Annotated in this window: 23 protein-coding genes; 7 read left to right on the top strand and 16 right to left on the bottom strand. The window is 68.6% G+C overall.

The genetic code is table 11. From position 1 onward, the window contains the following. The first annotated feature begins 101 nt into the window (after positions 1–101). Positions 102–860 (top strand): histidine phosphatase family protein, encoded by a 759-nt coding sequence (locus JJB11_RS08180; protein ID WP_201168224.1) that lies wholly within the window; start codon positions 102–104, stop codon positions 858–860. Further along, positions 857–1,810, top strand: a complete 954-nt coding sequence (locus tag JJB11_RS08175; RefSeq protein ID WP_201168221.1) for an NAD(P)H-hydrate dehydratase — start codon at positions 857–859, stop codon at positions 1,808–1,810. Before JJB11_RS08180 ends, JJB11_RS08175 begins: the two co-directional genes overlap by 4 nt. Here JJB11_RS08175 and JJB11_RS08170 read toward each other — a convergent pair. The 11 genes from JJB11_RS08170 to JJB11_RS08120 all read right to left on the bottom strand — a co-directional run bounded on the left by JJB11_RS08170 (position 1,807) and on the right by JJB11_RS08120 (position 11,892). Further along, positions 1,807–3,036 (bottom strand): RNA polymerase sigma factor, encoded by a 1,230-nt coding sequence (locus tag JJB11_RS08170; RefSeq protein ID WP_201168219.1) that lies wholly within the window; start codon positions 3,034–3,036, stop codon positions 1,807–1,809. The genes JJB11_RS08175 and JJB11_RS08170 overlap by 4 nt on opposite strands. Before the next feature lie 5 nt (positions 3,037–3,041). Continuing rightward, positions 3,042–3,401, bottom strand: a complete 360-nt coding sequence (locus JJB11_RS08165; RefSeq protein WP_201168217.1) for a YciI family protein — start codon at positions 3,399–3,401, stop codon at positions 3,042–3,044. Positions 3,402–3,557: 156 nt separating this feature from the next. Further along, positions 3,558–4,514, bottom strand: coding sequence for a Bug family tripartite tricarboxylate transporter substrate binding protein (locus tag JJB11_RS08160; RefSeq protein ID WP_201168215.1), 957 nt, complete (start codon positions 4,512–4,514; stop codon positions 3,558–3,560). Positions 4,515–4,614: 100 nt separating this feature from the next. Next, positions 4,615–5,304, bottom strand: a complete 690-nt coding sequence (locus tag JJB11_RS08155) for a cysteine hydrolase family protein (protein ID WP_201168213.1) — start codon at positions 5,302–5,304, stop codon at positions 4,615–4,617. Between the two features lie 10 nt (positions 5,305–5,314). Then, positions 5,315–6,175, bottom strand: coding sequence for an ABC transporter permease (locus tag JJB11_RS08150; RefSeq protein WP_201168211.1), 861 nt, complete (start codon positions 6,173–6,175; stop codon positions 5,315–5,317). Between the two features lie 2 nt (positions 6,176–6,177). Continuing rightward, positions 6,178–6,987, bottom strand: coding sequence for an ABC transporter ATP-binding protein (locus tag JJB11_RS08145; RefSeq protein ID WP_201168209.1), 810 nt, complete (start codon positions 6,985–6,987; stop codon positions 6,178–6,180). After that, a complete protein-coding gene (locus JJB11_RS08140) occupies positions 6,987–7,982 on the bottom strand; it encodes an ABC transporter substrate-binding protein (protein WP_201169134.1) in 996 nt (331 codons plus the stop codon). Before JJB11_RS08140 ends, JJB11_RS08145 begins: the two co-directional genes overlap by 1 nt. Positions 7,983–8,173: 191 nt before the next feature. Next, positions 8,174–9,175 (bottom strand): 2Fe-2S iron-sulfur cluster-binding protein, encoded by a 1,002-nt coding sequence (locus JJB11_RS08135; RefSeq protein ID WP_201168207.1) that lies wholly within the window; start codon positions 9,173–9,175, stop codon positions 8,174–8,176. Next, positions 9,172–9,651 carry a GlcG/HbpS family heme-binding protein gene (locus JJB11_RS08130; protein ID WP_201168205.1) on the bottom strand — a complete coding sequence of 160 codons (480 nt, stop codon included), beginning with the start codon at positions 9,649–9,651 and terminating at the stop codon, positions 9,172–9,174. Before JJB11_RS08130 ends, JJB11_RS08135 begins: the two co-directional genes overlap by 4 nt. Positions 9,652–9,667: 16 nt before the next feature. After that, complete coding sequence (locus tag JJB11_RS08125; RefSeq protein WP_201168202.1) at positions 9,668–11,113, bottom strand: aldehyde dehydrogenase family protein; 1,446 nt, start codon at positions 11,111–11,113, stop codon at positions 9,668–9,670. A 14-nt stretch (positions 11,114–11,127) separates the two neighbouring features. Further along, positions 11,128–11,892, bottom strand: coding sequence for an iron-containing redox enzyme family protein (locus tag JJB11_RS08120; RefSeq protein WP_201168199.1), 765 nt, complete (start codon positions 11,890–11,892; stop codon positions 11,128–11,130). 176 nt (positions 11,893–12,068) lie between these two features. Between JJB11_RS08120 and JJB11_RS08115 the strand changes: the two genes are divergently transcribed. From JJB11_RS08115 to JJB11_RS08095, 5 genes are all read left to right on the top strand, one after another. Then, complete coding sequence (locus tag JJB11_RS08115; RefSeq protein WP_201168197.1) at positions 12,069–12,377, top strand: 2Fe-2S iron-sulfur cluster-binding protein; 309 nt, start codon at positions 12,069–12,071, stop codon at positions 12,375–12,377. A 363-nt stretch (positions 12,378–12,740) separates the two neighbouring features. Continuing rightward, on the top strand, positions 12,741–13,001 hold the full coding sequence (locus JJB11_RS08110) for a 2Fe-2S iron-sulfur cluster-binding protein (protein WP_340643144.1): 261 nt from the start codon (positions 12,741–12,743) through the stop codon (positions 12,999–13,001). Beyond that, on the top strand, positions 12,998–13,768 hold the full coding sequence (locus JJB11_RS08105) for a TSUP family transporter (RefSeq protein WP_201964697.1): 771 nt from the start codon (positions 12,998–13,000) through the stop codon (positions 13,766–13,768). Before JJB11_RS08110 ends, JJB11_RS08105 begins: the two co-directional genes overlap by 4 nt. A 5-nt stretch (positions 13,769–13,773) precedes the next feature. After that, a complete protein-coding gene (locus JJB11_RS08100) occupies positions 13,774–14,691 on the top strand; it encodes an ornithine cyclodeaminase family protein (RefSeq protein ID WP_201168194.1) in 918 nt (305 codons plus the stop codon). 44 nt (positions 14,692–14,735) lie between these two features. Continuing rightward, on the top strand, positions 14,736–15,389 hold the full coding sequence (locus JJB11_RS08095; protein WP_201168192.1) for a GntR family transcriptional regulator: 654 nt from the start codon (positions 14,736–14,738) through the stop codon (positions 15,387–15,389). 27 nt (positions 15,390–15,416) lie between these two features. Here the strand turns inward: JJB11_RS08095 and JJB11_RS08090 are convergent, their stop codons facing one another. From JJB11_RS08090 to atpA, 5 genes are all read right to left on the bottom strand, one after another. Continuing rightward, positions 15,417–15,842 carry a F0F1 ATP synthase subunit epsilon gene (locus JJB11_RS08090; protein ID WP_201168190.1) on the bottom strand — a complete coding sequence of 142 codons (426 nt, stop codon included), beginning with the start codon at positions 15,840–15,842 and terminating at the stop codon, positions 15,417–15,419. Between the two features lie 147 nt (positions 15,843–15,989). Then, the gene (locus tag JJB11_RS08085; protein ID WP_201168188.1) at positions 15,990–16,406 is read right to left on the bottom strand and encodes a F0F1 ATP synthase subunit epsilon; all 417 of its coding nucleotides are present in this window, start codon (positions 16,404–16,406) and stop codon (positions 15,990–15,992) included. 23 nt (positions 16,407–16,429) lie between these two features. Further along, complete coding sequence (gene atpD, locus JJB11_RS08080) at positions 16,430–17,839, bottom strand: F0F1 ATP synthase subunit beta (protein ID WP_201168186.1); 1,410 nt, start codon at positions 17,837–17,839, stop codon at positions 16,430–16,432. Between the two features lie 44 nt (positions 17,840–17,883). Beyond that, positions 17,884–18,762 (bottom strand): F0F1 ATP synthase subunit gamma, encoded by an 879-nt coding sequence (gene atpG / locus JJB11_RS08075; protein WP_201168183.1) that lies wholly within the window; start codon positions 18,760–18,762, stop codon positions 17,884–17,886. A gap of 70 nt (positions 18,763–18,832) precedes the next feature. Further along, positions 18,833–20,386 (bottom strand): F0F1 ATP synthase subunit alpha, encoded by a 1,554-nt coding sequence (gene atpA / locus JJB11_RS08070; protein WP_201168181.1) that lies wholly within the window; start codon positions 20,384–20,386, stop codon positions 18,833–18,835. Between the last annotated feature and the right edge of the window lie 3 nt (positions 20,387–20,389).

Here is a 20,389-nt window from a genome sequence, read left to right as displayed (position 1 = left end):
CGTGGGGCCGACGCCACTAAGGCAATTGCCTACACGCGACTACAAGCTCGCTCCACAGGCCGGCGGACGCGCAGGCCCCAGACTCTGGCGTGGACGAACCAATGAACCTGCAGTGGCCCTCCCTCCTGTGGATCGTGCGCCATGGCCAGAGCGCCGGCAATGTCGCGCGCGATGCGGCCGAGGCCGCGGGCCAGGTGCTGATCGACGTGGAGTTCCGCGACATCGACACACCGCTGTCCCGGCTGGGCGAGGAGCAGTCGCGCGCCCTCGGCCGCTGGTTCGCCCGGCTGCCGGCGCCCCAGCGGCCGCAGGTCCTCCTGTGTTCGCCCTACGTGCGTGCGCGCGAGACGGCGCGGCTGATCGTGCAGGAAGCCGGATGGGCCGGTGAGCTCCTGCGGCTGCGGGTCGATGAACGCCTGCGCGAAAAGGAATTCGGCATCCTCGACCGGCTGACGCGCCACGGCATCCGCGAGAAATATCCCGAGCTGCACGAACAGCGCAGCCACGTCGGCAAGTTCTACTTCCGCCCGCCTGGCGGCGAGAGCTGGTGCGACGTGATCCTGCGCCTGCGCAGCCTCACCGAGATGATGGCGCGGGAATACGCCGGCCAGCGTGTGCTGGTGGTCGCGCACCAGGTGATCGTCAACTGCATGCGCTACCTGCTGGAGAACCTGGACGAGGAACAGATCCTCGCGATCGACCGCATGGGCGACGTGCCGAACTGCGGGGTCACCTCGTACCGGCTCGACCCTGCCGCGCAAACGCTGGTGCCCGACCTGGTGAATTTCATCGCGCCGCTGCTGCAGCAGGGCGCCCCCGTCACCGCCGAGCCCGACGCGGCGGTCGCGGCCAAGCCATGAACGCCGCGTCGCGGGAAGGCGAGGTTGACGACGCGCTGTTGCGCGCCTGGCCGCTGCCGGTGCCCGACGCCGACGGCGACAAGGAAAGCCGCGGGCGCGTGCTGGTGGTGGCGGGCAGCCGCGAGATGCCCGGCGCCGCGGTGCTCGCCGCGACGGCGGCCTTGCGCGCGGGCGCAGGCAAGCTGGTGATCGCCACGCCGGCGTCCGTGGCCCAGGGCGTGGCGCTGGCGATGCCGGAGGCGCGCGTCATCGCGCTGCCGGAAGGCAGCGACGGCAGCCCCACGATCGCGGGCTTGCCTGCGCTGCAGGCGCTCGCCTCGGCCACCGCCTGCCTGCTGGTGGGCCCCGGCATGATCGGCGAGGTGGGCACGCCGCGCTTCGTGGAAGCGCTCCTGCCGCTCTTTCGCGCCAGCACCGTGCTGCTCGATGCGCTGGCCATGGACGTGGTGCGCAGCCTGCGCCGCTTCGCGCAGCCCGTGCTGCTGACGCCGCATGCCGGCGAGATGGCCCACCTCACCGGCCGCGACAAGGAAGACCTGCAGGCGCAACCCCGCGACATCGCCGTGCGGGAGGCCGCAGCCTGGAACGCGGTGCTCGCGTTGAAGGGCCCGACCACCTGCATCGCCACGGCCGACGGGCGCGCCTGGCTGCACCGGGCCGAAGCACCGGGGCTGGGCACGTCGGGATCGGGGGACGTGCTGTCGGGAATCATCGCAGGGCTGGCCGCGCGAGGCGCAGCGCCGGAGCAGGCCGCGGTGTGGGGCGTGGCGCTGCACGCGCGGGCCGGGGAAGCGCTCGCGCGCCGCATCGGTCGCGTCGGGTACCTGGCGCGGGAGCTGTCGGCGCAGGTGCCTGCGCTGATGAACGCGCTGGCACCTGCCGACCTCGCCGACCTCGCCGACCTCGCCGACCAGGAGACTGCGCGGCCGAGAGCTGCGCCGGTGGCCTAGAGCTGCGCCGCGCGCGCCTGCAGGAAGCTGCGCACCGCCGGGTCGCGCTCGAGCCCGATCGCGCGCCGATACGCTTCGGCCGCCTCGTCGCGCCGCTGGCAGCGCGCAAGCAGGTGGGCACGCGCAGCCCAATACGGCTGGTACTGGGCGAACGGCGCCGATGCGGCCACCTGGTCCAGCGCCTCGAGCGCTGCGGCCGGTCCGCGCACGTCCGCGAGCGCGACCGCCCGATTGAGCGCGGCGACGGGCGACGCGGTGAGCTCCTCCAGCGCGGCATAGAGCAGCAGGATCGCCTGTGGATCCGGACGCACACCGTGGCGGCGCTCGGCATGCGCGGACTGCAGCGCGGCCTCCAGCTGGTAGCGCCCGCGCCGGCCGAGTGCATTGGCTTGCAGCAGCAGCGCCTCGGCTTCGTCGAGCAACGCGGCGTCCCACAGCGCGACCTCCTGTTCCGCGAGCGGCACGTAATCGCCCGACGCGCTGCGGCGTGCCGGCAGGCGCGCCTGCGCGTAAAGCATCAGCGCGAGCAGCCCCAGCGCCTCGGGCTCCTGCGGCAGCAGCTGCACGAGCAGGCGGCCCAGCCAGATCGCCTCCTCCGCGAGGTTGCGGCGCGCCGGGTCGGCGCCCGCGTCGCTCCAGCCTTCCGCGTAGACGGCGTAGATCGCGGCCAGCACGGCGTCCACGCGCTCGGCCCAGGCGCTGCGCGGCGGCACCTCGAAAGGAATGCCCGCCTCGCGGATCTTCGCCTTCGCGCGCACGAGCCGTTGACCCATGGCGGCCGGCGCCACCAGGAACGCGGACGCTATCGTGGCCGCATCGAAGCCGAGCACCGTCTGCAGCATGAGCGGCGCGCGCACCGCGGCGTCGATCGCCGTATGCGCGCACGCGAACATGAGGCGCAGGCGCTCGTCGGGGATGCCGCTGTCGTCGGGCGGATCGGCGAGTTCCTCGAGCAGCAGCAGGTGCTCGGCCGCGGCTTCGCCACGCACGCTGGCCCGCACGCGATCGACCTGGCGGCGGCGCGCGACGGTGAGCAGCCAGGCTTCCGGAGTCGATGGAATGCCGTGCACGGGCCAGTCGACCAGCGCAGCCATGAAGGCTTCCGACAGGGCATCCTCTGCGCCGGCGACGTCGCGCGTGCGGGCGGAGAGGAAGGCGACCAGCTTGCCGTAGCTGCGGCGCGCCGCGGCTTCGGCAGCCAGGGCGGCGGGCGCGCCGGACTGCATCGCGCTCAGTACGAGTCCATCGGCCAGACGGGGCGGACTTCCATCGTCCCGTGGCTCGCGCCCGGACAACGCGCGGCCCAGGACAGGGCCGCGTCCAGGTTCGGCACGTCGATCAGGTAGTAGCCGCCCAGTTCCTCGCGCGTCTCGATGAAGGGCCCGTTCTGCACTTCGGTCTTGCCGTCGCGCATCCGCACGACCGTGCCGCTCGAAGCCGGCCGCAGCCGGTTGCTGCCGCGCATGACGCCGGCCCCCTGCAGCGCCTCCGTATAGGCGCGGTAGGCGGACAGCATCTGCTGGCGCGCCGCTTCCGGGACGGCCTCGGCGTTGCCGCTGGTTTCGCTGTGGATCAACAAGAGGTATTCCATGACGTGCTCCTTGCGTTCAGGATGCCGCACCATGCGGCGTCCTGGCAATGTCGTCCCAGGGCGGCGTCTTTCGACACCGACCCGATTGTCTGCGCGCCGGAAACGAAAAGGCCGGCGTCGTGCGCCGGCCCCGGGCCCCCGCTTCGTCCCGTTCGGTCAATTCGCCGTGATCTTCGCCTTGGTGATCACCTCGGCCCAGCGCTTGCGCATGTCGCGGATCCAGGCGGCCGAAGCTTCGGGCGACAGGCCCGTCGGCGTGTAGTCCGCCTGCCGGTCCAGGTCCATGACCTCCTTGCTGTTCATGGCCGCCTGCGCCTCGCGGGCGAGCAGCTGCAGGATTTCCTTGGGCGTGCCCGCCGGCGCGGCGAGCACGTAGGCGAAGCTGGCATTGAAACCGGGATAGCCGAGCTCGGCCACGGTGGGAACGTCGGGCGCCGAGGGCGACCGCGCGTTGCCCGACACCGCAAGCGCCTTCAGCTTGCCTGCCTTCGCCTGCGGCCAGATCCCGCTCACGACGGCGAACACGCTGTCCACCTGGCCGCCCATGACGTCGACCACGGAGGCGCCCGTGCCCTTGTACGGCACGTGCGTCATGTCCAGCCCGGCGTTGGCGAGGAAGGCGGCCATGGTGAGGTGGCTTGGCGAGCCGTTGCCGCCGGAGGCATACGACAGGTGCTGCGTCTTGGCCAGCTGCACGAACTCGGGCAGGGAGTTCGCCTTCACGTTCGGGCCCACGGCCAGCATCTGGCTGTAGGTGACCGGCACGCTGATGATCGCCAGGTCCTTGCTCCCGTCGAAGGGCATCTTGTCGTACAGCGAGGGATTGACCGTCAAGGTCGTGTCGAGCGCGAACAGCAGCGTGTAGCCGTCCGCCGGCGCCTTCGCCACCATGTCGGCGCCCACGTTGCCGCCGGCCCCGGCGCGGTTGTCGATGATGAAGGGCTGCTTGAGCTTCTCCGACATCTGCTTGACCACCGCGCGCGCGAACGCGTCCAGCGGCCCGGGCACCGTGGTCACGATGACGCGCACGGGCTTCTCCGGATAGTCGGCGAGCGCCGGGGTCGCCACCGCGAGCGCAGCCAGGGCGGCCAGCGCGCCCATCCACTTGTTCATTGCTTTCACCATCTCTCCTTCACATCGAATCAACCAAGGTCCAGGCCGCCGCCAGCGGATGCACGGACCACCAAGCTCCACTCCCCTGCCGTCCCGCTGCTCACATGCCCACCGCCACCCGCGCCGGCTGGATGCGCCGCACGATCTCCTCCGAGCCGAGCACATCGCCGAAGAACAACATCCAGTTCTGCAGGCTGTGCTCGTGCTCCTGCGGTGTCACGGCGGAGAGCGCGTCGTGCACCATCACGGTTGCGTAGTCCATCATCATTGCGTCGCGCGCCGTCGATTCGCAGCAGACGTTGGTGACGGTCCCTCCAACCAGCACATGCGTGACGCCGCGCTCGCGCAGCACCGCATCGAGCGATGACGATCCGGGTACCAGCGCGCTGTAGCAGCGCTTCGTGACCCGTACGTCGCCCGGTGCCACGTGCAACCCTGGCGCGATCTGGAAGCCGGGATGGCTGCTGGCCAGCTCGCGCAGGCGCCGCGCGCTGCGCTCCGGCGTCAGCATGGTCGCGTGATGGTGCGACCAGAAGTCCTGCGCGCCGTCGGCGCTGGTCTGCACCCAGACCACGTGGCCGCCGGCTTGCCGCAACGCGTCGGCCAGGCGATTCACCGCCGGGAAGGTGGCTCGCGCAGCGGCGCATTCGCCCAGGTAGCCGGGCTGCGTGTAGTAGTTCTGCAAGTCGACGACGACGAACGCGGTGCGCGCGGCATCGAAGCGTTCGTACGGGTGCAGGCAGCCTTGCCGGGCCACCACGCGATCCACCACCCACTGCGGGAATTCCATGGCGGCTCCTTCAGGCATAGCGGCGCGCCAGGGCCGCCTCCAGGCGCGCGATCACCAGGTACATCAGTCCCGACATCGCTCCGAGCACCACGATCGCCGTCATCACGATGTTCAGCTTGAACACCTGGCTGCCGTTGAGGATCAGGAAGCCGAGGCCGGCGTTGGCCGACTGGAACTCGCCCACGATCACGCCGACGAGGGCCAGGCCGATGTTCATCTTCAGTGCAGCGATCAGGGTGGGCACGCTCCCGGGCAGCACGACCAGGCGCAGCACCTGTGCGCGGCTCGCGCCGAAGGTCGTCGCCAGCTTGACCTTGTTGGGATCGATGCCCTGGAAGCCCTCGTAGATCACCATGATGGTGACGAACACCGCGATGGCCACCGCCATGCCGTACACCGAATACTCCGAGCCGAGCCAGATGTAGAAGATCGGAACGAACGCGATCTTGGGCATGGCATTGGCGATCACCAGGAACGGATCCAGCACCTTTTGCGCGAACCCGGACCACCACAGGGCCGCGGCCACCGAGGTCCCGATGGCCATGCTCAATGCGAAGCCGATGAGCGTCGCCTTGAGCGTGGCCCACGTGTGGCCGACCAGGTCGCCATTGCGCAGGAGGTCGAGGAACGCCGGCCACAGGGCACTGGGATAGCTGGTGAGCATCGGGTTGACCAGGTGCGTGCGGGCCAGCACCTCCCACACGGCCAGGAACACCGCGAGCAGCAGCAAACGCGTGGCCGCGATCGCGCGACGGCGGCGCCGCTCTCCCGCACGCCACGCCAGGTACTCGGGACTCGGCGAGGCGGTCGCGACCGTGACGGGGTCGACGACGCGATCGCCGACGGCAGCGACGGAAAGGATGTTCGCCATGGCTAGCCCTCCACGTGCACGTCCAGCTCGTCCCAGAGCGTGCGGAAGAAGTCGTTGAATTCGGGCCGCGCCCGCGCTTCCAGCGGGGTGGGTCGGCGCCCGCCCCCGAACACCATGTGATGCTCGCTCTTGATGCGGCCGGGCCGGCGGGACAGGACCACGACGCGATCCGTCATGGCGATGGCCTCGCCGATGTCGTGCGTGACCAGCAGCACCGACTTGCCCTCGGTCCGCAGCACGTCCACCACTTCGTCGGCGATGGCCAGCCGCGTCTGGGAGTCCAGCGCCGAGAACGGTTCGTCCAGCAGGACGACGTCCGGCTCGGTGACGAGCGTGCGCGCCAACGCGACGCGCTGCCGCATGCCGCCGGAGAGCTGGCGCGGGTAGTGATGCAGGAAGGCGCCCATGCCGCACTTGTGCAGCAGGTGGACCGCGCGTTCGCGCGCGAGCTTCAGGTCGCGGCCCTGGATCTGCGCGCCCAGCACGGCGTTGTCCAGGATCGTGCGCCACTCGAACAGGTAGTCCTGCTGCAGCATGTAGCCCACGCGCGGCGTGGGTCCTGCGACGGGCGCCCCGTCGACGCACACCTGCCCCGACGACGGCCTCAGGATGCCGGCCACCAGCGACAGCAGCGTGCTCTTGCCGCAGCCGGACTGGCCGATGAGGCTGACGAACTCGCCCGCGCCCAGGCGCAGGTTGATCCGGTCGAGCGCCTGCGTTTCGCCAGCGGGCGTGAAATAGCGCAGCGAGACGTCACGCAACTCCACGCGCGCGGGTTGCGCAGCGGGAAACTCCTGGAGCACCGCGGCCATCACTGTGCCTTGCCGACGAAGCTGTTGTCGACCACGGCCTCGTAGGCGACACGCTTGCCCGCTTCCAGCACGCCGCTGGCGATCAGCATGTCCTGCAGGCTGTCGATGGCCTGCTTCTCCACCTTGGGGTTGGACTTCCACAGTCCGATGCCGCGATAACGCTCCACCGCGGCGACCAGTTCGGCCTGGCTCATGCCCGGGAAGAAACTGGCGATGTTCTTCGCGAGCTCGGGAGCCGGTGCCGTGGCAACGTACTTCTGGGCGCGCACCACCGCGTCCGTCCAGGCCTGCGCCACCTTCGGGTTCTGCTTGAGAAAGGCGTCGGTGGCCGTGAAGACGGTGTAGTCGACCGGTCCCACTTCGCGACCGACCGAGGCGACCACGTAGCCTTTGCCTTCCTTCTCGATGACGGTGGCTTCAGGCTCCAGGAAGATCGCGTAGTCGTTCTGGCCCGCGAGCCAGGCGCCGGTGCGCGCGGCCGGGCCGATGTTGCTGACCATCTTCAGGTCGCTCTTCGGATTCACGCCGTGCTTGCGAATGGCGCTCTGCAGGAACACGTCGGGGTTGGAGCCGGGGCGGAACGCCATCACGCTCTTGCCCTTCAGCTGGTTCCAGTCGAAGGCGCCGGCGGGCTTGTTGCGGGACATCAGCAGGAAGCCGTCGGTTGCCGTCAGGCCGCAGAAGATCTTCGGCTTCACGGGCGATTCGCTGTTGGCGACGTAGATCGACGCCTCAGGGCCGATCAGCACGATGTCCGCGCTGCCCGAAAGCAACGCCGACATCCCCTTGTCGGTGCCCTGCGAGGTCCTCATGCTGACGTCGAGCCCGGCGTCCTTGAAGTAGCCCTGGCTCAAGGCCACGTACGCCGGCAGGTACAGCACCGAGCGCACGACTTCCTCGTAGCGCACCTTCACGGGGCTGCCCTGCGCGAGCGCGCCGGCAGCCATACCGAAGGCCAGCATGGCGACCATGCTGCGCCGGATCACTGCGCCCATCGCGGGGATACGAAGCTTTTGCAGAAGGGAAAACATCGGCACTCCTTGTTGGTGAAATGACGAACGCGCCGGGACCGGAATCTCGGCACTTCGCTTGCGAGCGGGAAGAGAGAATGCATGTCGCACACCCGTCGTGGCATCGCGGCTATCCCCAATAGCTGCGCGCAGCGCGATGTCTCGCCGGCGATGGCTCACGTTGCAGCCTCGTGCTGGAACGTGAAACCGTCCACGTACAGATGATCGAGGTCGGCACCGAGCGCGAGGAATCTCTGCTTGGCGTCGGCGATCATGGCCGGCGAGCCGCACAGGTACAGCGCATGCTCCGACAGGTCGCCGAAGTCCTGCGCCACGGCGTCCTGCACGTGGCCGCGCCGGCCACGCCAGTCCGCGCCCGCGCGCGACAGCACCGGAACGAAATCGAATTCGTACAGGCGCTCGCCCCAGGTGCGGATCTCGTCGGCGAGATAGAGGTCCGCTTCGGTGCGCACGCCCCAGTACAGCGAGACGGGCGGACAGTCGTCGTCGTCCATCAAGGTTTCCAGCATGCTCTTGATGGGAGCAAGTCCCGTGCCGGTCGCCGCCATGACGATGGGCCGGTAGTCTTCCGCGTGCAGCCGGAAATTCCCGAGCGGGATCTCGACGTCCAGGCGGTCGCCCTGCGCGAGCCGGCGCAGCCCCTCGTCCGTGAAGCGCCCGCCCGCGATGCGCCGGACGTGGAAGTCGACGCGATTGCCGGCAGGAGCGGATGCCATCGAGAAGCTGCGATGCGTGCCGTCGTCCAGCAGCACGTTCATGTACTGCCCGGGCCGGTAGTCGAGGCGATCCGCTTCGACCTCGAGCTGCAGGTTCACCACATCCGGCGTCCAGCGACGGACCGCGCGCACGACGGCGCGCCGGCGCTCGGCGGCGGGTGCATCGTCGGCGCGCTGCAGGCTGATCACGAGGTCGCTGCACGCGCGTGCCTGGCACGCGAGGGCATGGCCCGCCTGCGCCTCCTGCGGCGACAAGGCCAGCGGCATCTCCTCGTAGCGGACCTGTCCCTCCACGAGCTTGATGCGGCACGTGCCGCAACCGCCGAACGTGCACTCGTGCGGCAGCCGTACGCCCTGGCGCAGGGCGGCTTCGAGCAAGGGCTCGCCCGCCGCCACCACGAAGCTGGCGCCGCTGTCCTGCACGCAGACGCGGTAGCTCATTTCTTGATGTCGGCCTGCACGAGCACGTCGAAGCCCTGCGACTGCAGCAGGTCGCGCAACGCCTGCAAGCCCGCCACGCCGCACTGGGTGTCCTGCTCGCCATTGCCGCCGCTCAGGCCGATGCCGCCGACGACTTCGCCGTTCACCACGATCGGGTAGCCGCCGACGAAAGCAGCGAAGCGGCCCTCGAAACTCAGCTGGATCCCGAAGGCTTCGTTGCCGGGCAGCGCCGGCCCATCGGGCGCGCGCGTGAAGAGGTGCGTCGAGCGCTTGTGCCCGCTCGCGGTGAAGGCCTTGTTCCAGGCGATCTGCGGGCCGGTGATGCGCGCGCCGTCCATGCGCTCGAGCACTAGCGGGTAGCCGCCGTCATCGACGATGCAGACCGTCTCGCGCACACCGATGGCTTCCGCCTGGCGCAGCGCCGCCTGCGCCATGTGCCTGGCTTCCGCCAGCTCCAGCTTGATGGCTTTCTTCATGGGGGGGTTCCTGCGCTCAGAACGCGCGGTAGACGGTCTTGGTCTGGGTGAAGAAGTCGAGGCCGACGCGGCCCGATTCGCGGAAGCCCGAGCTGCTCGAGGCCTTGTAGCCCCCGAAAGGCGCGTTGCCGAGATTGCCGGTGGTCGTGCGGTTCACCTTCACGGTGCCCGACTGGATGTCGCGGCAGAACGCATGCACGTAGCGCGGGTTGCGCGTCGCGATCGCGGCCGACAGCCCGTAAGGCGTGTCGTTCGCGATGTCGATCGCGTGCTGGTAGCTGTCCACGTCGATCACCGACAGCACCGGCCCGAAGATCTCTTCCTGCGCGATGCGCGCTCGCGGCGACACGTCGGTGAAGATGGCGGGCTCGACGAAGAGGCCGTGCTCGTGGCCGGCGCCCGTCAGCGTGCGTCCTCCGGCCAGCAGCTTCGCTTCCTGCTGCCCGATGGCGATGTAGCGCAGCACGGTGTCGTACTGCTTCTGCGTCGCGAGCGGCCCGAGGTCGATGCCGGCCTGCAGCCCGTTGCCGATCTTCAGCGCGGACATCTTCGCCACCAGCTTGTCCAGGAAGGATGCGCGCACCTGCTTCATCAGCAGGATGCGGCTGGTGCCGGTGCAAGCCTGGCCCGTGAGCGAGAAGCCGCCCTTGATCGCGAGGTCCACGGCCTGGTCCAGGTCGGCGTCCTCCATGACGATCAGCGGGTTCTTGCCACCGAGCTCCATCTGCGTGCGCGTGGTGAACGCGGCGGTGCGATGGATCTGTTCCCCTGCGGCGGTCGAGCCCGTGAAGGTGACGGCGCGCACTTCGGGCGCCGACGTGAGCGCGGCACCGACGTCGCCGGCACGGCCCGTCACCATGTTGAACACACCCGCCGGCGCGCCGCCGGCGACCAGCGCCTGCGCGAGATGCACGCCGGTGAGCGGCGCGTCCGAGGACGGCTTGAACACCACCGTGTTGCCCGTGATGAGCGCGGGCGCGATCTTGCGCGCAGGAATGGACGCCGGGAAGTTCCAGGGCGAGATCACGGTCACCACGCCCAGGGGCTCGCGCTGCGTGTAGACGACCATGTCGGGATCGTCGTTGGGGTAGGTCTCCCCGGTGTGGGTCTGCCCCTCCACGGCATAGAAGCGCAGCGTCTGTGCGGTCCGGGTGATCTCGTCCTGCGCGAGGTTCAGTGGCTTGCCCATCTCGCGCGTGAGGTCGCGCGCGATGTCGGCGGCGTGCGCATCGAGGTGCGCGGCCGCGCGGTTCAGCACCTGCGCGCGTTTGCCGGGCGCCATCGCCCGCCACGCCGGGAAGGCAGCGTGCGCTGCGTGGATCGCTGCCCGTGCTTCGTCCGGTCCCGAGGCCGCGAAGCGCCCCACGGTTTCGCGCTGGTCGGCCGGGTTGTGCCGCTCGAAGCTCGCGCCGGAGGCGGCGGCGCTCCACTCGCCGCCGATGTAGTTGCGGTGATCGCTCACGGATGACCCGGTCTTCAGGCGGTGGCGACGGCGGGCTGCGCGACCTTCGCTTCGGCGGCCATCAACTCCGACAGCGGGATGTCCTGGGCGACGTAGTCGTTGTACAGCGCGGTGGTGTAGAGCAGGCGCATCTGGGCGCCGACTTCGCAGATCTTCAGGCAGCGCTGCTGCATTTCCGGCGTGGTCGCGTGCTGGAGCACGATCTGGTAGCCGCGCTCGCCGTGGATTTCGTCGGAGACGATGTGCAGGTCGAAGAACTCGACTTCCTCGTCGGTGAACTTGTACTTGTCGCGCAGCGTGGGCGTCTGCTTGCGATAGATGGAGGGCACCTGCGACTCCAGGCCGACGACCAGGCCGGCGACGGCCACCACCGGGTCTTCGCGCATGGCCACTGCGTAGCACCAGCTTTGCAGGCCGCGCGTCGTGGCGGACATGTTGTCCGGGTCGCTGACACGGGCGCGCGTCGTGCCGCACGCCTCGGCGAAGCGGATCAGGAGGTCGGTATGGCGGTCACCGCCGATCTCTTCCTCGTACATGTTCGAGAGCAGGAAGTCCTTCGCCTCGGTCATGTGGTCCGGCGTGCGGGCGTAGATGTAGCCCAGGTAGTCCGCGAAGGGGCCGACGTAGTGGTAGTGGTTCTCGGCCCAGCGGGCCAGGTGGGCGCGGCTGAGCTTGCCCGTCGCCCAGGCAATGCTGAAAGGCGACTTGTTGGCGCTCTTGCCCTGGATGGCACGCTCGAGGGCGGTGCGGAACTGGTCGCGATTCATGAGGTCGGGCATTCAGGTTCTCCTGGAGGAAAGGGACGTCGTTGGCGTCGAAGTTGGTATACGGTATCCCAACGATTGATCACGCTCAAGATCGGGTAAACGCTTAGTGCTACTCTCTTGCGAGCGGAGCGATATTTGGAACAGCCGGTATACTATATCCAAGACGCTGAAACTTCAACCGCACGCCCATGCCTCTCGTCACCTTTCACAAGCACGGCCAGGTCTTCCGCGAGGAGGTCCTGCCCAACACCAACCTGGTGGTGCGGGCCGGCATCCGGCAATTCCCGTATCCCCACTTGAGCTACCAGTGCGGCATGGGCAAGTGCGCGACCTGCGCATGCAAGGTGCTGGCCGGCGCCGAGCACCTGCCCCCGCCGAACTGGAAGGAAAAGAAGCAGCTCGGCGAGCGGCTGGAACAGGGCTTTCGCCTGGTGTGCCAGCTCTGGCTGCAGCACGACATCGAGCTGGTCCAGGAAGCGCCGGCGGTTGCCGCCTGAGGAGCGATCACCATGTACGCCATCCTCACGAGCAAGCCCGGGCAGTACCGCAGCGAGCCCGGCGTCGGCCTGTCCGCGCGCGAGCAATACGACTACCAGTTCTGCGGCCGCGTGCGTGCGCGCTTCCTCATCGCCGAGGTGCAGGGTGCGGCGCGCGTGCGCATCGTGGAAGACGGGCCGGACGGCGCCGTGAACAGCGTGCCGGCCAAGTTCCTGCCCACCTTCAAGACACTGGAGGCCGCACGCGCGGAGCTCGAGGCGCTGATCCGCTTCGGGGACCTCGACGCGACCCTGGTGCGCCAGCCGCTCGCCGACGAGGCCCCGCCGCCCGCGCCCACGCCAGCGCGCGTCCACGTCACCTTCGTGCCGCAGAACGAGCGGCGGGTGAGCGCAGCCCACAACAGCAACCTGCTGCGCGTGTCCCTGCGCGAACAGGGCGGCATTCCCTTCAAATGCGGAGGCGGTGTCTGCGGCACGTGCAAGTGCCGCATCGTGCTGGGCATCGAGAACACCGATGCGGTCAAGGCCAAGGAGCGCAAGCACCTCTCGGACGAACAGCTCGCGCAGGGCTTCCGCATGGCCTGCCAGACCTTCGTGCTGGGCGACATTGCGGTGACGTGGTGAGCGACGGGATGGCACTCGCGGCGCTGTGGCCGGCCGGCATGGAGGCGGGCCGGTACGCGGCCATGGGCGCGCTCGTCTTCGGCGGCGCCTGCCTGCAAGGCGTGGGCGGGCTCGGTTTCTCGATGTTCTGCGCGCCGGTGGCGCTGCTGCTCTTCCCCGAACTCGTTCCCGGCCCCATCCTCGCCCTGGGCTGCCCGCTCGCCCTGCTGGCCGGACTGCGCGAGTTCAGTGCCATCGAATGGGGCACCGCCGGCTACACGCTGGCGGGGCGCGCCGTCGGTGCGGCGCTCGCGACCGCGGTGCTGCAAGTGCTCTCCGGGCCGACGCTCTCCATCCTGTTCGCGCTGCTGATCCTCGCCGGCGTGGGGCTGAGCGTGCGTGGCTGGGTCGTGAGCGTCACCCCCAGGGCGAGTGCCGCGGCGGGCGTCGCTTCGGGTCTCATGGGCACGATCACCTCCGCGGGCGCGCCTCCCCTGGCCATTGCCATGCAGGACCTGCCACCGGCGCCGTTGCGCGCGACGCTCGGTTGCGTGTTCTTCGTCGGCTCGGTCATGTCGCTCATCGCGCTCGCCGCAGCCGGCAAGACCGACGCCCGGCAGCTCCTCATCGGCGTGCTGCTGCTGCCGTGGATGGTGGCGGGTTTCTTCGCGTCCGGGCCGCTCGCGCGCCGCATGTCGCGCACGGGGGTGCGCAAGGTGCTGCTGGGCCTCGCCGCCGTCAGCGCGCTCGCGATCCTCGCTCAATCGCTCGTTCCAACCCACGCCTGAACCCCATGCTGCACATCACCGACGCCATGATCGACGCCGTCCTCGGCCCGGCCGACGCGCAGTCCGCGCTGCTGGACGCATTGCGCAGCTTCGGCGAAGGCCGTGGCGCGATGCAGGAGCGCATTCGCACCGAGGCCGGCGGCGTGAAGATCTCCACCATGGGCGCCGTGCTCCCGGACCAGGGTTATGCCGGGGCCAAGGTGTACACGACGATCAAGGGACAGTTCGACTTCGTGATCCAGCTGTTCTCGACGCACACCGGGCGGCCGCTCGCCTCGCTCGAGGCCAATGCAATCACGCGCCTGCGCACGGCGGCGTGCTCAGTGATCGCGGCGCGCCACCTTGCGCGTCCGGATGTCCGCCGCCTTGCCGTGTTCGGCGCAGGCGTGCAGGGCCGCGCGCACGCGCAGCAATTCGCGCGGGCCTACCCGCTCGGCGAGATCCGGATCGTCGATCCCTTCGCAGCGCCGGACACGGCGGGCCAGCTTCAGGCGCAGTGCGGCGTGCGCGTGCGCATGACGGACGCGGCGGCCGCGGTGGACAACGCCGACATCGTGGTGACCGCGTCGCGTTCCACCACGCCGCTGTTCGACGGGGCCGCGCTCAGCGCCGGCTGCTTCGTGGCAGCGATCGGTTCCAGCCTGCCCACCACACGCGAGCTCGATGACACGGCCCTGCGACGAGCCTCCCGCATCGTGCTGGACTGGGCTCCGCAGACACTGCGCGAAGCCGGCGACCTGATGCAGGCCGCAGCCGGGTGCATCGCGCCGGAAAAGCTGGCCGACCTGGCCGAAGTCGTCTGCGGACGCAAGCCGGGCCGCCAGCATGCCGATGAGATCACGATCTACAAGGCGGTCGGCGTGGGGCTGCAGGACATCGCACTCGCGGGGCTGGCCTACGAGCGCATCGCCGCAGCGCGCTGAGCGCGGCCGATCGCCTCACACCCGCGGGAAATAGAATCGAACCGATGGACCACCCTCCTTCCGAACGCACGCTGGGCGAAAGCCATTCGCCGCTGACGCGGATGGTGGTGGACACCTTGCGCGACCGCATCCTGAGCGGCGCCGCGGCGGGAGGCGAGCGCCTGGTGGAAGGCCGCCTCTCCGAAGAGCTCGGCGTGTCCCGCATGCCGGTGCGTGAAGCTCTGCGCCAGCTCGCGTCCGAAGGCCTCGTCACCATCGAGCCCCGCCGCGGAGCCGCCGTCACCCAGTTCAACGAAGACCAGGTGCGCGAGCTCGTGGAGGTGCGCGCGACGCTGGAAGGCCTCAACGCCAAGCTGGCCGCCAAGCGGCACGATGCAGCGAAGATCCAGGAGCTGGAGGGCATCCTGGCGGAGGGCATGCGGCTGGCCGAAACGGCCGACTCGCTCACGCTCACGCGGCTGAACCAGCGCTTCCACGATGCCCTGGCGAACATCGCCGACAACTCCGTGCTGCGCGACATCATGCGCTCGCTGCGGGACCGCACGGCCTTGCTGTTCGCCCCGCTGAACAGCGGCCGCGGCAAGCAGAACTGGGAAGAACACGCCGCGATCCTGCGAGCCGTGATCGACGGCGACGCCGAACTGGCGGCACTGCTGGCCACGCGCCACGTGTACAGCGCGGCGAAGATGCAGCCCTGAGGGGCAACGGGGGCGCCGCCGGCGCGCCTATCGCTTCTGCCGGTACTTGCGCAAGGCCGCGATCTGCGCGGCCATCACGGCCAGCTCCGACTGCGCCTTGGCCAGGTCGATTTCGCTCTTCGCGTTCCGCAGCGCCTCTTCCGCCGCGAGGCGCGCCTCGTTCGCCTTCTCCTCGTCGAGGTCCTTGCCGCGGATCGCCGTGTCGGAGAGCACGGTCACCCGCTGCGGCTGCACCTCCAGGATGCCGCCCGCGATGAAGACGAATTCCTCGCTGCCGTCGGGCTTCTCGATGCGCACGGAGCCGGGCTTCACGCGCGTGATGAGCGGCGTGTGGCGAGGGAAGATGCCAAGCTCGCCGGACTCGCCGGGCAGCACGACGAAGCGCGCCTCGCCCGAGTAGATGGACTCGTGGGCACTGACCACGTCGACATGGAAGGTGGGGGCATCGGCCATCCCCCGATTTAACGCGATGCCGGGCCGCGCCGCCAATAAAAAAGCCCCGTGACTTGCGGCACGGGGCTCGAGTGCGCTGGTTTTTAGCGCGTTCTTATTCAGAGGGGACCGAGCACTCGCTACGCTACGTGATCCGTCCCCTGGCAGTTATTTTCTCTGCCGGTATTTTTGCAGCGCCGCGATCTGCGCTGCCATCACGGCGAGTTCGGATTGTGCCTTGGCGATGTCGATGTCGCTCTTCGCGTTCTTCAGGGCCTCTTCGGCGGCGCGGCGGGCCTCGCCCGCCTTTTCCTCGTCCAGGTCCTTGCCGCGGATGGCGGTGTCGGACAGGACGGTGACGCGGTGTGGCTGCACTTCCAGGATGCCGCCGGCGACGAAGACGAACTCCTCGCCGCCGTCGGCCTTCTCGATGCGCACCGAGCCGGGCTTCACGCGCGTGATCAGCGGCGTGTGGCGCGGGTAGATGCCGAGTTCGCCGGCTTCCCCGGGCAGCGCGACGAAGCGCGCTTCACCCGAGAAGATGGATTCCTCGGCGGAGACTACGTCGACGTGGATGGTGTTCATGGAGTTTCCGGAAAGCCGGGCGCTTACGCCGCCAGCTTCTTCGCCTTCTCGAACGCTTCGTCGATCGTGCCGACCATGTAGAACGCCTGCTCGGGCATGTGGTCGCACTCGCCGGCCAGGATCATCTTGAAGCCGCGGATGGTCTCGGACAGCGGCACGTACTTGCCGGGCGAACCCGTGAACACCTCGGCCACGTGGAAGGGCTGCGACAGGAAACGCTGGATCTTGCGGGCGCGGGCCACGGCCAGCTTGTCTTCCGGCGCGAGTTCGTCCATGCCCAAGATCGCGATGATGTCGCGCAGTTCCTTGTAGCGCTGGAGCGTTTGCTGCACCGCGCGGGTCGTGGAGTAGTGGTCTTCGCCGACGACGTTCGGGTCGACCTGGCGCGACGTGGAGTCCAGCGGGTCGATCGCGGGGTAGATGCCCAGCGAAGCGATGTCGCGCGACAGCACCACGGTGGCGTCCAGGTGGGCGAAGGTGGTGGCGGGCGACGGGTCGGTCAGGTCGTCCGCGGGCACGTACACGGCCTGGATGGAGGTGATCGAGCCGACCTTGGTCGACGTGATGCGCTCCTGCAGGCGGCCCATTTCCTCGGCCAGCGTCGGCTGGTAGCCCACGGCGGAAGGCATGCGGCCCAGCAGGGCGGACACTTCCGTGCCGGCCAGCGTGTAGCGGTAGATGTTGTCCACGAAGAACAGCACGTCGCGGCCTTCGTCGCGGAACGACTCGGCGATCGTCAGGCCCGTCAGCGCCACGCGCAGGCGGTTGCCCGGGGGCTCGTTCATCTGGCCGTAGACCATGGCCACCTTGGACTCGCCCAGGTTCTCCAGGTTCACGACGCCGGATTCGGCCATCTCGTGATAGAAGTCGTTGCCCTCGCGGGTGCGCTCACCCACGCCGGCGAACACCGACAGGCCCGAGTGCGCCTTGGCGATGTTGTTGATCAACTCCATCATGTTCACGGTCTTGCCCACGCCGGCGCCGCCGAACAGGCCGACCTTGCCGCCCTTGGAGAACGGGCACATCAGGTCGATCACCTTGATGCCGGTTTCCAGCAGTTCCTGCGAGGGGGACAGTTCGTCGTACGCGGGCGCCTTGCGGTGGATGGGCGCGGTCAGTGTCTGGTCGACAGGGCCACGCTCGTCGATCGGGTTGCCCAGCACGTCCATGATGCGGCCCAGCGTCGCCTTGCCCACGGGCACGGTGATGGCGGCGCGGGTGTTGTACACGACGAGGCCACGACGCAGGCCGTCGGTGGAGCCCAGCGCGATGGTGCGGACCACGCCGTCACCCAGCTGCTGCTGCACCTCCAGCGTCAGGGCGCCGCCTTCCATCTTGAGCGCGTCGTAGACGCGCGGCATTTCGTCACGCGCGAATTCGACGTCGACGACGGCGCCGATGCACTGGACGATCTTTCCTTGGTTCTGAGCCATTTCGTTGCTCTCCGTATTCACTTAAACCGTAATCGGAGCCGCCGTCAGACGGCGGCGGCACCCGAGACGATCTCCGAAAGTTCTTTCGTGATCGCCGCCTGGCGCGTCTTGTTGTAGACCAGCTTGAGCTCGTTGATCAGGTTGCCCGCGTTGTCGGTGGCGGCCTTCATGGCCACCATGCGCGCGGACTGCTCGGAAGCCATGTTCTCGGCGACCGCCTGGTACACGAGGGCTTCGACGTAGCGCAGCAGCAGCTCGTCGATCACCGTCTTCGCGTCGGGCTCGTAGATGTAGTCCCAGCCGTGCTCGCCGCCGGCCGCCTTGGCGTCCGCTTCCATCTTGGTCGCGGACAGCGGCAGCAGTTGCTCCACCACCGGCTCCTGCCGCATGGTGTTGATGAACTTCGTGTACGCGAGGTACACGGCGTTCAGCTTGCCTTCGGCGTACTGGTCCAGCAGCACCTTCACCGGGCCGATCAGGCGCTCGAGGTGCGGCGTGTCACCGAGCTGGGTGACGTGCGACACCACCTGCGCGCCGACGCGGTTCAGGAAGCCCAGCCCCTTGTTGCCGATGGCCACGGTCTGCACCGCGTTGCCTTCGCCCTGGAGCTCGCGCAGCTTCTGCGTCACCGCGCGCAGCACGTTGGTGTTCAGGCCGCCGCACAGGCCCTTGTCGGTGGAGACCACGATGACGCCCGCAGCCTTCACGTCGTTCGTCTTCATGAACGCGTGCGTGTACTCCGGGTTGGCCTTGCCGAGGTTGGACGCGATGTTGCGGACCTTGTCGGCGTAAGGCCGGGCCGAGCGCATGCGCTCCTGCGCCTTGCGCATCTTGGAGGCGGCGACCATCTCCATGGCCTTGGTGATCTTCTTGGTGTTCTCCACCGATTTGATCTTGCCGCGGATTTCCTTGCCTGCTGCCATGAAATGTTCCTAGTCGGTTGGGGACAGAGCAGCCGCTTCGCTCGCTGGTCTGTCCCGCAAAGTTATAGGCTTAGGCGAAGGTCTTCTTGAACGCTTCGATCGCGCTGGTCAGCGCGGCCTCGGCGTCCTTGTCCATGGCCTTCTGCGACTCCATCTTGTCCAGCAGCGCCGCGTGCTTGTCCTTGAGGAACTGGTGCAGGCCGTGCTCGAAGGGCAGCACCTTCTTGACGTCGAGGTCGTCGAAGTAGCCCTTGTTCACCGCGAACAGCGATGCGGCCATCAGCGAGATGGGCAGCGGGCTGTACTGCGGCTGCTTGAGCAGTTCCGTCACGCGCGCGCCGCGATCGAGCTGCTTGCGCGTGGCCGCGTCCAGGTCGGACGCGAACTGCGCGAAGGCGGCGAGTTCACGGTACTGCGCCAGGTCGGTACGGATACCACCGGACAGCGACTTGATCAGCTTCGTCTGGGCGGCACCACCGACGCGCGACACCGAGATACCCGCGTTGATGGCGGGACGGATGCCGGCGTTGAACAGGTTCGTTTCCAGGAAGATCTGGCCGTCGGTGATCGAGATCACGTTGGTCGGCACGAACGCGGACACGTCGCCGGCCTGCGTCTCGATGATGGGCAGCGCGGTCAGCGAACCGGTCCTGCCCTTCACTTCGCCCTTGGTGAACGCTTCGACGTAGTCGGCGTTCACGCGCGCGGCGCGCTCCAGCAGGCGCGAGTGCAGGTAGAACACGTCGCCGGGATACGCTTCGCGGCCCGGGGGACGACGCAGCAGCAGCGAGACCTGGCGGTAGGCGACGGCCTGCTTGGACAGGTCGTCATAGATGATCAGCGCGTCTTGCCCGCGGTCGCGGAAGTACTCGCCCATCGTGCAGCCGGAGTACGCGGACACGTACTGCATGGCGGCGGACTCGGAGGCCGAGGCGGCGACGACGATGGTGTAGTCCATCGCACCGTTGGCTTCCAGCGCGCGCACGATGTTCTTGATCGTGGACGCCTTCTGCCCGATGGCGACGTACACGCAGGTCATGTTCTGACCCTTCTGGTTGATGATCGTGTCGACCGCGACGGCGGACTTGCCGGTCTGGCGGTCGCCGATGATCAGCTCGCGCTGGCCCCGGCCGATCGGCACCATGGAGTCGATGGCCTTCAGGCCGGTCTGCACCGGCTGGTCCACCGATTTGCGCGCGATCACGCCCGGCGCGACCTTCTCGATCACGTCCGTCATCTTGGCGTTGATCGGGCCCTTGCCGTCGATGGGCTGGCCCAGCGCGTTCACGACGCGGCCAATCAGTTCGGGGCCGACGGGCACGGCGAGAATGCGGCCCGTGCACTTGACGGTGTCGCCTTCGGAGATGTGCTCGTACTCGCCCAGGATCACGGCGCCGACGGAGTCGCGCTCCAGGTTCAGCGCGAGGCCGAAGGTGGGCGTGCCGTCCGCGGTGGGCGGGAATTCCAGCATTTCGCCGGCCATGGCATCGGAGAGGCCGTAGACGCGGACGATGCCGTCGGTCACGGAGATCACCGTGCCCTGGTTGCGGATGTCGGCGCTGGCGGCCAGGCCCTCGATCCGGCTCTTGATCAGTTCGCTAATTTCTGCGGGATTGAGTTGCATGAC

Source organism: Ramlibacter ginsenosidimutans (genome assembly GCF_016654015.1).
GTDB classification, from domain to species: Bacteria; Pseudomonadota; Gammaproteobacteria; order Burkholderiales; family Burkholderiaceae_C; genus Ramlibacter; species Ramlibacter ginsenosidimutans.
Note: the sequence above shows the minus strand (reverse complement) of the source record. Positions and strands in the feature narration are given on the sequence as shown.

What these genes read in the sequence shown, in the direction of transcription:
- JJB11_RS08180 (WP_201168224.1), top strand. Translation starts at nt 102, where the DNA reads ATGAACCTGCAGTGGCCCTCCCTCCTGTGGATCGTGCGCCATGGCCAG.
- JJB11_RS08175 (WP_201168221.1), top strand. Translation starts at nt 857, where the DNA reads ATGAACGCCGCGTCGCGGGAAGGCGAGGTTGACGACGCGCTGTTGCGC.
- JJB11_RS08170 (WP_201168219.1), bottom strand. Translation starts at nt 3,036, where the DNA reads ATGCAGTCCGGCGCGCCCGCCGCCCTGGCTGCCGAAGCCGCGGCGCGC.
- JJB11_RS08165 (WP_201168217.1), bottom strand. Translation starts at nt 3,401, where the DNA reads ATGGAATACCTCTTGTTGATCCACAGCGAAACCAGCGGCAACGCCGAG.
- JJB11_RS08160 (WP_201168215.1), bottom strand. Translation starts at nt 4,514, where the DNA reads ATGAACAAGTGGATGGGCGCGCTGGCCGCCCTGGCTGCGCTCGCGGTG.
- JJB11_RS08155 (WP_201168213.1), bottom strand. Translation starts at nt 5,304, where the DNA reads ATGGAATTCCCGCAGTGGGTGGTGGATCGCGTGGTGGCCCGGCAAGGC.
- JJB11_RS08150 (WP_201168211.1), bottom strand. Translation starts at nt 6,175, where the DNA reads ATGGCGAACATCCTTTCCGTCGCTGCCGTCGGCGATCGCGTCGTCGAC.
- JJB11_RS08145 (WP_201168209.1), bottom strand. Translation starts at nt 6,987, where the DNA reads ATGGCCGCGGTGCTCCAGGAGTTTCCCGCTGCGCAACCCGCGCGCGTG.
- JJB11_RS08140 (WP_201169134.1), bottom strand. Translation starts at nt 7,982, where the DNA reads ATGGGCGCAGTGATCCGGCGCAGCATGGTCGCCATGCTGGCCTTCGGT.
- JJB11_RS08135 (WP_201168207.1), bottom strand. Translation starts at nt 9,175, where the DNA reads ATGAGCTACCGCGTCTGCGTGCAGGACAGCGGCGCCAGCTTCGTGGTG.
- JJB11_RS08130 (WP_201168205.1), bottom strand. Translation starts at nt 9,651, where the DNA reads ATGAAGAAAGCCATCAAGCTGGAGCTGGCGGAAGCCAGGCACATGGCG.
- JJB11_RS08120 (WP_201168199.1), bottom strand. Translation starts at nt 11,892, where the DNA reads ATGCCCGACCTCATGAATCGCGACCAGTTCCGCACCGCCCTCGAGCGT.
- JJB11_RS08115 (WP_201168197.1), top strand. Translation starts at nt 12,069, where the DNA reads ATGCCTCTCGTCACCTTTCACAAGCACGGCCAGGTCTTCCGCGAGGAG.
- JJB11_RS08100 (WP_201168194.1), top strand. Translation starts at nt 13,774, where the DNA reads ATGCTGCACATCACCGACGCCATGATCGACGCCGTCCTCGGCCCGGCC.
- JJB11_RS08095 (WP_201168192.1), top strand. Translation starts at nt 14,736, where the DNA reads ATGGACCACCCTCCTTCCGAACGCACGCTGGGCGAAAGCCATTCGCCG.
- JJB11_RS08090 (WP_201168190.1), bottom strand. Translation starts at nt 15,842, where the DNA reads ATGGCCGATGCCCCCACCTTCCATGTCGACGTGGTCAGTGCCCACGAG.
- JJB11_RS08085 (WP_201168188.1), bottom strand. Translation starts at nt 16,406, where the DNA reads ATGAACACCATCCACGTCGACGTAGTCTCCGCCGAGGAATCCATCTTC.
- atpD (WP_201168186.1), bottom strand. Translation starts at nt 17,839, where the DNA reads ATGGCTCAGAACCAAGGAAAGATCGTCCAGTGCATCGGCGCCGTCGTC.
- atpG (WP_201168183.1), bottom strand. Translation starts at nt 18,762, where the DNA reads ATGGCAGCAGGCAAGGAAATCCGCGGCAAGATCAAATCGGTGGAGAAC.
- atpA (WP_201168181.1), bottom strand. Translation starts at nt 20,386, where the DNA reads ATGCAACTCAATCCCGCAGAAATTAGCGAACTGATCAAGAGCCGGATC.